Here is a 12,694-nt window from a genome sequence, read left to right as displayed (position 1 = left end):
AAACAAAAAACACAACCGATTGCGTAATTATTTTGATTTGTTTGTGTTTTAAGGTTTTAGTTTATTTATTAAGAAGGCTATTTAAGTCCATATTGTAAGTGCAAACAGTTGTGTGGAATTTGATCGAAATCACAGTGAAATTTGATTTTCAAATTTTCAACAGGATGGAGCAAGATTGGTTATTTTGATGTCTCTTGTTTTTTATTTGATACCACATTAATAATATAATGCTGGATATTCTTAATATCTTCTTCTGTTAACCTGTCATCGAATCTTGGCATACCATTGGTCAGCAAAGCACCGTTTAAAACCACCTCTTTAAAGGCATCATTACCAACCATAAAACTATATCCAAGGTCGGGAGCCACCCCACCGCCGCCTTCGGCCACAACATGGCAAGTGCCACAATATTGCCAAAAGAGAGTTTCACCTTCGACAATTTTACTTTTGTCCAACTCCCAGAGAGGGTTTATAAGTTCGCGTTCGTATAATGGATATGCTTCGGGTAATTGCTGCTTACCTCCAATTTTAAATGTATATATTGTTCCCGGCAGAACCAAGTTTGTGTGTTTGTTTTTCATGCCATAACCACCGCCCCAACCGGTAATAACGGTAATATATTGTACGCCGTCAACTAAATAAGTAATAGGTGGTGCCAAGATACCAGTTTGAAGGTTGGCTTCCCAAAGTAATTGTCCGTTAATGCCATTATATGCAGTTAGCTTACCATCTGCGGTGCCTTGAAAGACCAAGTTTGATGCGGTTGTCAATAAGCCACCATTCCAAATATTATCTTGTTTTACACTCCAAACTTGCTTCTGCTTTATTGGGTCCCAGGCCATTAGCTTTCCTGAAATTGTTGCTTTTTTATCTTTAATTGTGGGTCTGGAGTCTACACTACCTATAGCCAAATTCCAACCTACGCCAGTGCCAAATCCTTTTTTGTTGTATACCCAGGTGCTATCCTGGCCATAGTTTGAAAACGTTTCCCTAGCAGGGATGTAAACTAAGTTCAAATTTGGATTATAAGCCATTGGTTGCCAATTGTGTGCGCCATTAAAATTGGGAGCTACATCAACATTTGCTTGTCCGTATCGTGCCCATTTTGTTTCTACGGGTCGGCCAGTTTCAATATCAATACTGTCCGCCCAATTCACATAAGTTATTTTTTCAGCTGAAATTAATTCGCCATTGGTTCTGTCCAAAACATAGAAAAAGCCATTTTTGGGTGCTTGCATAATGACTTTCCGATTTTTTTCATCAATTTTTAAATCGGTGAGAACCATGTGCTGGGTAGCAGTGAAATCCCAAGAATCACCTGGGGTTGTTTGATAGTGCCAAATCAACTCGCCAGAATCTGGATTTATTGCAAGAATTGATGATAGGAACAAATTATCACCGCCTTCAGGACTTCTTTTATTTCTATCCCATGGCGAACCATTTCCCGTGCCTACGTATAGCAAGTTTAATTCGGGATCGAAGGCCATTGCGTCCCAAACGGTGCCCCCTCCACCAAATTTCCACCATTCGCCTGTCCACGTTTTTGCAGCTTTTTCCATGGCTTCATTTTCGAAGGGTTTAGACGGGTTTCCGGGTACTGTATAAAATCTCCATTTTTGCTCACCAGTATTGGCGTCATAAGCTGTAAAGTAGCCTCTAACTCCAAATTCGGCACCTCCGTTGCCAATAATTACGTTATTGTTAACTACCCTTGGCGCACCTGTAATGGTGTATGGTTTGGATTGGTCAACTGTTAAAACGGCCCATATTTTTTTTCCAGTTTTACTGTCTAATGCAATTAATCTTCCATCAAAAGAACCAACGTAAATTTTGTTATCATATAGGGCAACACCTCTGTTTACGACATCGCAACATCCTTTTTCTCCAAAACTTTTGGGTACTTCGGGGTCAAATTTCCAGATAATTTCATGGGTTCGAAGGTCAATTGCAAAAACAATACTCCATGGGCCAGTCAGGTACATAATGCCGTCTTTTACAATTGGCGTGGCTTCAATGCCTCTTTTCAATCCTAAATCTAAGCTCCAGTCTAAACCCAATTCGTTGATATTTGTTGCGGTAATCTGGTTTAAAGGGCTATATCTTGTTTCAGAATAATTCAACCCATGTAATAGCCAATTTCCATCAGTACCGTCAGCTAACTCAAGGTAGCTAGAATGATCTGTTTTACAATTAAAAAAGCAGAAGCCAATTAAAACTAGTAAGTGTATTTTTGTTAATATATGTTTCATTCTTATGATGTGCGTTTTGAATGTTGAAGACTAGATGTTTTGCTTAAATACCGGATAACTATTTAGCTGTAATTTCGGTAAATGTGGTTTTTAAGTTCTCAGATTTGGCGGTAATGCGAATAGTTCCCGTTTCATCTTTTTTAGAACGCACAATAACCAAAGCTAATCCATTAAAAGCTTTACGTTGTAGTGAAGGAAAAGCGACCAAATCTGTTGGGTCTCCATTATCTGTAGCAATAATGTCTCCGGGGCCTTCAACTGAAAATGTAATTAAATTGTTCGCCGTTGGTGCCATCAATCCGTTTTTATCAACAACTTTTATGGTTACGAACGATAGATCGCTGCCGTCGGCATTGATGCTGATTCTGTCTGCCGAGGCGCTTAAAGCAGAGCCTTTATCGGTTGTTTTAGCACTATTTTCTGCCCATTTTTCCCCGTTTTTATAAGCAACAACTTTGAGTTCACCAGGTTCATAGATTACATCATCCCAACGTAAACGGTATTGAAAGGCGTCTTTTTTCTTTTTTCCGAGCGATTTTCCATTAAGGAAAAGTTCAGCTTCATCACCAGACGTGAACACATGAACGGGGGTAACCTGTCCAATTCTGCCAGGCCAGTTCCAGTGTGGTAAAATATGTACCATGGGAAGGTCAGGTCTCCAACGGGATTGATACAAATAAAACCGGTCTTTTTTGAATCCGGCCAAATCTATGATGCCAAAATATGAGCTTCTAGATAAGTAATAGGGTGTAGGCTCTCCCAGATAATCCCAACCTGACCAAACAAACTCACCGGCCACAAAAGGGTTTTGGTCTTGTGCGGAAAAAACTTTGTCTGCTGAAGACCCAAAATTGGCTGTGTAAAGTTCGTAAGCACTAACATAGCCTTCTTTTTCAATGCCACCAATACCTTCTGAGATGGGAGAACTTTTTCCTTGCGTTACGGGAAACAAGTAAGTGCCACGAGAACTCAATGCAGCAGCAGTTTCGCTACTGATAATGACTTTTTCTGGAAAGGCATCTTTAAAATCTTGATATAATGGAGGCGTGTTTATGCCTTTTAAATGGGCATATTCTGGTGCATTTCTAATACCTTCGCCTTGATAATTTAAACTAATTGCATCCAGGCTATTTGGAAAAGGCATATATGGTTTCGCGTAATTCATTGAGGCCGTGGTAAGTCTTGAAGGATCCTCGTCTTTTACAATATCACTTAAAGTTTTGGCAAGCTTAGCTCCGTCTTCATCAGTGTATTGTTCACCTACCTCATTGCCAAAACTCCACAATATGACTGAGGGATGGTTTTTGTCTCGGCGCACAAAAGATCGCGTATCCGCCTCATGCCATTCAGGGAATATTAAATGAAAATCGTGTGGTGTTTTTTTTCGTTCCCAACAATCAAAAACTTCATTGATGACAAGAAAACCCATTTGGTCTGTCAATTCGAGTAATTCTGGAGCTGGTGGATTATGTGCTAATCTTATGGCGTTACAGCCCAATTCTTTCAATAGTTCTAATTGTCTCTCAGCAGCTCTAACATTAAATGCAGCGCCAAGTGCTCCCAAATCATGATGTTGGTTTACGCCCTTGATCTTTATAGGTTCATTATTTACCAAAAGGCCTTTATCGGGGTTGAATTCAATTGTGCGAATTCCAAAGATGGTCTCATATGTATCAACAGGTTGATTATCTAAGGAAATGGTAGTTATTGCTTTGTAAAGATTTGGTGTTTGAGCTGGTGGAGGCCCCCAAAGTTTTGGATTGTTTATGTTGGCTTTGCTCTCTACGGTTGTGGTGCCATGGGCATTGATTTTTGCTGTTAGTTTTGAAATAGTTGCCACAACGTTGGCCGAAAGTTCACCTTTTTCATTTATGTAATAAATATCTGTAGCGACATCTATTTTACTTTCAGAATCAGAATTGTTATCAATTGAAACGGTAAAATCTACAGTAGCATTTTCTTTAGATGCCTCGGGTGTAGTGACATAGGTTCCCCATTGGGATACATGTATTTTATTGGTTTTGGTCAACCATACGTTACGGTAAATGCCACCTCCAGGATACCATCGCGATGAATGGTTGGGGTTATCGACTCTTATGCTTAATTGATTCTCTCCCCCAAAAGTAAGATAAGGTGTTAAATTTAAACGCCAGGAGTTATAGCCATAAGGCCAGCCGCCAACCAATTGTCTATTAATCCAAACCATGGCATAAGACATAGCCCCATCAATATCCAGGAAAATGGATTTATTTTTGTCCGATTCAGGGATGTTCAATTTTTTTCGGTACCAAGCCACGCCATGACTGGGCAAACGTCCCATACCGCCTCCAACTTCAGCATCCCAACCAGAGTAAAAAGGGCCTTCAATAGCCCAATCATGAGGTAGGTTGACTGTTTTCCAATCATCATCGTTAAACTCGTTTTTCACAAAAGGAAAATCTTTTCCAGGCTGCCCTTCAGGTCTTTTGTAATGTTTGTTTGCATTTTTTATAAAAGCATTGGCAGTTGGTAAAATATAAGGTTTAAGGGCATTTTGTGTTGATACAATTTCTATTGCTTCGGTTGGCTTACTATCTGCTTCTTTCGTATCATCTGTATTTTCAATAATGGGGCGTACGTCATAAATTAAATTGTCAGCATCTTCAATAGTTTTATATTTAAAGAATTTCCAGTCTTCATTTATCAAAATTCTTTCTCTATTAATTTGATTAGTGTTTAAGCCTGAGTTGCAAGAAGATAAAAAAAGAAGGCAAAAAGATATTGGGAAAAGAAGAATTCGGTTGAAATTATAATAGTACATGTATCTAGTTTAGTGGTTGGAGAATAGCAAATGTAACAAATAAAATCAAATTACGCAATCGGTTGCTTTATTTTAGTTTGTTTGCCAATTCAAATTCAAAGACTTTTTTAATATAAAAAGTCAATATTTATTCTAATTTAAGGACATGTTCATTAATGGGCCACAGTTTAATGGTTTTCTGGGTCAATATACCCTTTGATATAGTAAGGTAATGCCTTTTGATGGCCTAAAGTGTTAATTTTAAAGTCAGATTTGTAAGGCCTCATATCAACTGGGATTTGCGCTTTTATGTTTTCGACCAATGTTTCTAATCTAAACTACGACAAAAGGATATAAATTAAAACGGTAAGAAATATTAATAATGAACCAAAAAACTTGACGTGTTTCCAGAATTTTTCTTCTTGTCCTTTGTATAACTCTGGATGATATTCCTCTGATGGGTAAAACCTTGATACAGCAAACATAATAATGAAGTTCAAAACAAATTCAATGCCCCATAGGTGGACAAAATGAATGTTTAGTTGTAAAATAAAAGTTGTTAATATATAGAAAGCAAATCCAAAGAACAATCCGGCTTTGGCTCCTGTGGTGTTTATTTTCTTAAAAAATATGCCTGCTATAATTATTGATGAAATTGGGATAAAAAATATACCGTTTAGTTGCTGCAACAATTGGTATAGGCCTTCTGGTGCATATGCAACCAAAGGAGCCACAGAAATGGCTATTATTGCCAAAATTACTGATGATAACTTGCCATATCTGACTAATTTATAATCACTGGCGTCCTTGTTAATGAGCTTTTTATAAATATCTAAACAGAAGATGGTACTTGCAGAATTCAAGACACTGTTGAACGTGCTAAGTACTGCCCCTAAAATTACAGCCGCAAAGAACCCGTAGAGATATGTTGGTAAAACCTTTTTTACCAGTAAGGGATAAATCAAATCCGGATTGTCATAATATTGGTCATGGAAATAGTAGAAACCAATCAATCCTGGTAATACAATAATAACTGGTACAAATAGCTTTAGTGCTCCTGTATAGATGAGTCCTTTTTGCGCTTCAACCAGATTTTTAGCACCAAACGCTCTTTGTATAATTGCCTGGTTCATTCCCCAGAAGTACAATTGATTAATCATTAAACCAGTAAATAATACTGAAAAAGGCAAGGTGGAATCCGATTTGCCAATAATATTAAATTTTTCGGGGTTAAATTGATATACTGTGTTTAGTCCGTTTAATATATGTCCATCTCCAATTTGATAAAGCGCAATTAAGGGAACTAGCAATCCCCCGAGCATCAATCCAATACCATTTAATGAGTCGGAGTAGGCCACCGCCTTTAAACCACCAAAAATGGCATACAATGAACCGATGATGCCTATAGTTAGAACGGTATAAATTAGTGACTGAGCTTTGGTAATACCAAACATAATAGAGAAGTCAAATATACTTTCAATATTAATTGCTCCTGAATATAGGACAATTGGCAATAGTGTAATCACAAAAGAGCACATCAACAAAAGTGCCACTACTGATCGGATTGTTCCATCAAAACGTTTTTCCAAAAATTCAGGAATTGTCGTCAATCCCATTTTTATAAACTTGGGAATGAAATAAATGGCAGCAATAACTAAGGCTATGGCAGAAGTTACCTCCCATGCAATTACAATTATGCCATTCTTATATGAGTTTCCATTCATGCCTATTAGATGCTCCGTTGATATATTTGTAAGAATCATGGAGCCTGCAATAATAGGTCCGGTTAGGCTTTTGCCTGCCAAAAAATAACCTTTTGAGGTTGTGAATTTATCTTTTCGGAGTTTGTAAGTAGTGTAAATGATAACGAACAAAGTAAATCCAAAAAACCCCAAATAGGTATAAACCATAGTGAATTATTTTAATTAAAATTTTAAAGTATCTGGTAAATATTTTTTCACTAACTCCTCATAATAAGGTCTGAGGCGTTTTGAGTCCGGTTTTACAGGAGCCTTTGTATATAAATCATAGGGATTAAATTTCTTAACCCATTCAAACATTTCAATATCTTTTTTATTCATTAAGTGGGCGTAGGCGTTTTCTCTATGTTGCGCGTAAAATGAGTGGTATCTAATTATGTAAAGTGCTGGCACAGGCAAATAATCCTTCATTATTTGGTATAAATACTCATCGTGGCCCCAACTCATTTTCACTTTGTCCAATCCACAATTTGGAGAATAAACACCAAATTTTGTATTGTATCTTTCATCTTTTGAATCGGGATTTTCATCAAAAAACTCAGGATATACTATTTTTTCTGAAAACTTACATCCCACAGGAAAGGTGTCTCCAACTACTGCCCATTGGGGTTCTCCGAACAAGCAAAGGACCTTGCCTACATCGTGTAAAAATCCAGTAAGCACAAACCAATCTGGGTGGCCATCAGCTCTAATGGCTTCAGAGGTTTGCAGTAAATGCTGAAGTTGGTCTAAGTCTATGTCTGGGTCGCTATCATCTACTAAGGTGTTGAGAAAGTCTATGGCTTCCCAAAGCGACATTTCCTTTCTGTCAAACTTTAGAAACTCTTGCTCCTTTTTACAAACAAAATCATAAGTTTGATATTTATGGTTGATTTTATAAAACTCTCTAACGGTCTCAGCACGTTCTGAATCCACATAATTTCGAAACTCTTCCTTTTCTTTTGAAGGTTTCTCCGGGTTGGGATAACGCTCAATTAAATTGTCCTCCCAGTCATCAATATTATGCATGGGGTTTGCCTTGTTGTTTTCAGGTGAAGTATCCATAATTTTATTATTTTTTGTTTCTTCCGTTAGTTAGTTGTTTTACATCCATATTGATATAACACCCTTGAGTGCCAGAAACTGTTTTAGTGTTATTCAAACACGCTGATTCAACAAAATTACAAAAGAAACAGATTTTTATAAATGGATGTTTTCTTCAAAAATATGGATAGAATGCAGTCTTTGTTTTTCAGGCCAATGTAATTGAGGATTTTATGAATAAGACATAATAAATAATCAGCAAAAATTGCAAGTTCCATGTTTTTGAAGAAAAAATCCATTTGTTATTTGTGCTGAAGCGATAATTTTAAAAAAAAATGGAGGTAATACTTTTTTGAGAATTTAAACCTATTTGGTGTGTAAAATTGAGGTGTTGGAAAAGAAAAGTGAGTTTTTTAATGGTTAGTTGGTTTAATGAGTGGGTTTTATTTCTCAACTTTCATAGAGTTGATGGGTAAATTTGAGGATGTTTTTGAGGTAAAAAAGATAATATTCAGCAAAGATTATATGTTTAGTATTTATTTAGTTTAATTAAATTTTAGTTTGATATAGGCAGGAGAATAATCCTGCTTATATTTTTATGTCTTGGAATAAAGTATTTTATGGAGTTAAGATTTTTAATCACATCGTTTTAATTCAAAATGAGCTTGAACAAAACTATTTCTGTTAAAACAATTGCTTTACTGGTGATTGCAATTCATTTTTTTTCTTGTCGGGATAAAAATGAACTTGTTAATGAATACGAGCAGAGAATTGATTTTGTTGAAAAGGTTTATCCGATTTCAGACACAAATAATTCTAGATGGTTTTTCTTTTCTTCAGCAAGCAGGCCATTTGGGATGGTAAACCTTAGCCCAGATACTGAAATTAATGGAGCTTGGGATAGTGGTTATAGGTTTAAAACAGACACAATTAAAGGCTTCAGTCATATTCATGCATGGCAAATGTCTGGTTTATCAATTATGCCAGTAATAATTAATCAAGAAAATAGTAACTCTATTTTTACAGACTTCTACTCTTCGTTTTCTCACGACAAAGAAGTTGTAAAGCCAGGTTATCATTCGGTTGGTTTAGAAAGATACGGTATTGATGTTGAGTTGACTAGCACCAAAAGGGTCGGATTTCATAAATACGGTTTTCCAAAAAATAAAGATTCAGGTATACTCTTCAATTTAAATACCATGTTAGGGCCTTGTGATAATGCTGAAGGAGTCTTGGAGCAAACTGGGAGAACTTCATTGGAGGGTAAATTAGTTGCAACCCCGACGCATAGGCGACCAAAACCTTTGACAATTTATTTTAAAATAGAGTTAAATGTACCAATACAATCAATTGAAAAGGATAGCAAAACAGGTAATTACTTAGTTCTTCTCGAACCTGTAAATCAAGCAGTTCTTTTAAAAGCGGGTATTTCATATACCTCGATTCAAAATGCGGAAAATAATATTATAAAGGAATTGCCTCATTGGGACTTCAACAAAGTAGTAATGGATTCTAAAGAGGAATGGAATGAATTGCTAGGTAGAATAAAAATTAAAGGAGGTACAGAAAAAGAACAAAGGAGGTTTTATACAGATTTATGGCATTCATTACAAGGAAGAAGGATTATTAATGATGCAAATGGCGAATATCCTGATAATACAGGAGAACGATTTAAGGTGGGTCAGCTACCTTTAAACAGTCGAGGAGAGCTAATGTTTAACCATTATAATTCAGATTCATTTTGGGGAGCTCAATGGACATTAAATACGCTTTGGGGATTGGTTTACCCAGAAATAATGGAAGAGTTTTCGTATTCATTGTTGCAATATTACAAAGATGGGGGGCTTATGCCTAGGGGACCCTCAGGAGGTAATTACACTTATGTTATGACAGGCGCTTCATCAACACCATTTGTAGTAAGTGCTTTTCAAAAAGGTATATTGGATAGCAATTTAGATTTGTTTTATAAAGCTTTAAAAACTAACCATATGCCTGGTGGAATTATGGAGAAGGCTGGTTATGAACACGATACGGAAAAAGGTGGTGGCCTTAAGTACTATTTGGAAAAAGGTTTTGTGCCTTATCCAAACCCCGATGGACAATATGGTAGCCATCAAGATGGAGCAAGCTTGACTTTGGAGTACGCTTATCAAGATTGGACTTTAGCTCAATTGGCAAAGAAATTAGGCAACGATGAAGATTATAAATATTTCACAAAAAGATCTGAAAATTATCGACATATTTACGATGCTGTTACTGGTTGGATGCGTCCTAAGGATGTTGATGGAAAATGGTATAAAAATTTTGATCCCTACCAATACCAGCATGGATTTATAGAGGCAAATGCAGCTCAGGTAACTTGGTTTGTGCCTCATGATATTGTTGGTTTGGCAGATTTAATGGGTGGGGCAGCAAAAAGTGTGAATAAATTAAATGCGCAGTTTGTTGAAGCTGAAAATTTAAGGTTTAGCTCCGGAGATTCACATGCCGCGGAACTGCATCCAGAGTTTAGCAGGATTCCTATTAATTATGGTAACCAGCCTTCAATACAAACTGCGTTCATTTTTGAAGAATTAGGAAGACCAGATTTAACGCAGTATTGGTCGAGAAAAATTGTGAAACAAGTTTTTTCAGGTCTAAGCCCTAATACGGGATACAACGGAGATGAGGATCAAGGACTTATGGGAAGTTTAGCCGTACTAATGAAAATAGGGTTATTTCAAATGAATGGAGGAACAGAAGAAAACCCGAATTACCAGATTGGAAGTCCTGTTTTTGATAAGATTATCATTCAGCTGAATAAAAAATACTACCCAGGAGAATCTTTCGAAATTATTTGTTTTAATAATAATGAAGACAATGTTTTTGTTGATGATATAAAATTAAACGATAACCCATTGAAATCATTTAAAATCAGTCATAAAGACATTGTGTCTGGAGGTGTTTTAGAATTAAAAATGAAAAAACATAAAGACACAACGAATTAATTAAATTATAAATTAAGAGTTATATTTAAATCAGACCAACGAGGTTAAGGATTATGGAAAATAAAGTAAGTCGCGCAGAATTCATTAAATTGGGAGGTTTAACATTATTGAGTGCTTTCACTAGCGATTTGGCGTTTGCGGGTGGAATTCCGTTTACTGACAAATCAACTAAAATGGATTCCGTGTTGATGGAAAAGCTATTATTGTATAATGATTTGGAAGCTGAAAAAATACTTAATGGAAATGCACTTGAAGGAATCGACAAACTCAGTAATTTTCGATTTTTAGCGGGCCATATATCAATAATGTCGGCCGCAATTGGCCATGGTGCTTCCAAGTACTATAAATCGAAACTTTTGGAGGAAAAGATAGACGACTACTTGAATGGTATGTTGAATGTACAATATGATGACGGAACTCTAGATGCTGGAGGAAATAGGCAATCACCTCCAGATACGGCATTTGTTTTGGAATATATGTGTGCTGCGGCAACTATATTGAATTCGAAGAACTTGAAGAAGTTTCATGTTCTAAGAGACAAGTTAAAAAAGTTTATTGTAAATGCCGGTGAGGCTATGGTTACTGGAGGTGTACATACCCCAAACCATAGGTGGGTTGTTTGTGCTGCCCTGGCAAATATTAATTCGCTTTATCCAAATGAAAAATATGTTCATAGGATTGATGAATGGTTGGCAGAGGGTATTTATTTAAATAAAGATGGACATTATTCTGAACGCAGTGGAGTATATTCCGCAGTAATCAACAAGGCCTTTATTACCATGGCACGGTTATTAAATAGACCAGAGCTATTAGATAATGTAAACAAAAACCTAATAACCTATTATTACCATACTGAGACAAATGGCGATATGATTTCGGTTGAATCTCGAAGACAAGATCAATTTATGGATTTAACCATTACTAAGTTTTATATGCAGTATCGTTATATGGCAATACTTACTGAAAATCCAATGTTTGCTTACATGGTTAAGGTTATAGAAAACCTGCCGGATTTTAAAGGCACCATTCTTTCAAAGGACTTGGCATTCTTTATGGAAAATGAAGCTCTTAAGGAGCAAATAACTGTTGATGCTGAAATTGTAAACGATTTTGAAAAGTTTTTTACGCTGTCAAATTTAGCCAGAATACGTAGGGGAAATAAGTCTATTACTCTTTTTGGTGGTAATGACAAACCTGTAATGATTGTTTCTGGTAGGTCTTCAAATCCAAATTTTTTAATGTACAGAAAAGGAGAGGCTATATTAAAATATATGCGTCTTTCCACGTCGTTTTTCAGGATGGGATACTTTAGTAGCGAGGGTATTACAAAAGATGGAAACAAATATGTGTTAAAGGAAACTAAGGTGGCCGATTACTACCAGCCCTTAGCATTAGAATACCGAAAGGAGGACGGAGATTATGAATTGTCGCCATCTTTGGATGGAAGGTTTTGGAATAAAATGAATTTTGGGTCGCGCACCAAAAGCAATGTTAAAGAACAGAATGTAATTATTGAAATCAAGGAGCATGGTGGGGTCTTGGATCTAGAATTTAACGTTGATGGCCCACCCAATGTTGAAGTTACTATAGAAATGTGTTTCAAAGAAGGAAGCCAATTTACAGGAGGAGAAAAGGATGTAAACGGTAATTATTTATTAAAATCTGGCTTTGGTGAATTGAAAATGGGCTCAGATTCTATTAAAATTGGGCCAGGAAAGACTGAGCATACAAATGTGGATTTATTGGATAGTGAAGAATACACATATCACCAAGGAAGCTTAAGAACGGATGGAGTGCATGTATACATTACTGGTTTTACGCCGTTTCAGCATAAAATGACCATTAGCTGATTTTGAATAATTTCAATTATTTATTGGCTAATTAAAAACTTCATCC

General features: G+C 36.3%; 6 protein-coding genes. 2 read left to right on the top strand and 4 right to left on the bottom strand.

Annotated elements, in window-relative coordinates; genetic code table 11:
- Positions 1-179: 179 nt before the first annotated feature.
- From WJN01_RS00555 to WJN01_RS00540, 4 genes are all read right to left on the bottom strand, one after another.
- A complete protein-coding gene (locus tag WJN01_RS00555; protein ID WP_445195225.1) occupies positions 180-2,249 on the bottom strand; it encodes a PQQ-dependent dehydrogenase, methanol/ethanol family in 2,070 nt (689 codons plus the stop codon).
- Positions 2,250-2,307: 58 nt separating this feature from the next.
- Positions 2,308-4,935: a beta-galactosidase GalB gene (gene galB / locus WJN01_RS00550; protein WP_445195224.1), complete on the bottom strand. Its 2,628-nt coding sequence runs from the start codon at positions 4,933-4,935 to the stop codon at positions 2,308-2,310.
- Positions 4,936-5,366: 431 nt separating this feature from the next.
- A complete protein-coding gene (locus WJN01_RS00545) occupies positions 5,367-6,938 on the bottom strand; it encodes a solute:sodium symporter family transporter (protein ID WP_445195223.1) in 1,572 nt (523 codons plus the stop codon).
- A 15-nt stretch (positions 6,939-6,953) separates the two neighbouring features.
- The gene (locus WJN01_RS00540; RefSeq protein ID WP_445195222.1) at positions 6,954-7,832 is read right to left on the bottom strand and encodes an inositol oxygenase family protein; all 879 of its coding nucleotides are present in this window, start codon (positions 7,830-7,832) and stop codon (positions 6,954-6,956) included.
- A gap of 638 nt (positions 7,833-8,470) precedes the next feature.
- On the opposite strand from WJN01_RS00540, the gene WJN01_RS00535 reads away from it, so the two are divergent.
- Complete coding sequence (locus WJN01_RS00535) at positions 8,471-10,798, top strand: GH92 family glycosyl hydrolase (protein ID WP_445195221.1); 2,328 nt, start codon at positions 8,471-8,473, stop codon at positions 10,796-10,798.
- A 53-nt stretch (positions 10,799-10,851) separates the two neighbouring features.
- Positions 10,852-12,648 (top strand): hypothetical protein, encoded by a 1,797-nt coding sequence (locus tag WJN01_RS00530; protein ID WP_445195220.1) that lies wholly within the window; start codon positions 10,852-10,854, stop codon positions 12,646-12,648.
- Positions 12,649-12,694 lie beyond the last annotated feature (46 nt).

The organism is Tamlana sedimenti (genome assembly GCF_038148895.1).
Lineage (GTDB): Bacteria > Bacteroidota > Bacteroidia > Flavobacteriales > Flavobacteriaceae > Tamlana.
This window is presented reverse-complemented; position numbering and strand designations above follow the sequence as displayed.

Coding starts and splice junctions, on each gene's coding strand:
- WJN01_RS00535 (WP_445195221.1), top strand. CDS start 8,471: ATGAGCTTGAACAAAACTATTTCTGTTAAAACAATTGCTTTACTGGTG.
- WJN01_RS00540 (WP_445195222.1), bottom strand. CDS start 7,832: ATGGATACTTCACCTGAAAACAACAAGGCAAACCCCATGCATAATATT.
- WJN01_RS00530 (WP_445195220.1), top strand. CDS start 10,852: ATGGAAAATAAAGTAAGTCGCGCAGAATTCATTAAATTGGGAGGTTTA.
- WJN01_RS00555 (WP_445195225.1), bottom strand. CDS start 2,249: ATGAAACATATATTAACAAAAATACACTTACTAGTTTTAATTGGCTTC.
- WJN01_RS00545 (WP_445195223.1), bottom strand. CDS start 6,938: ATGGTTTATACCTATTTGGGGTTTTTTGGATTTACTTTGTTCGTTATC.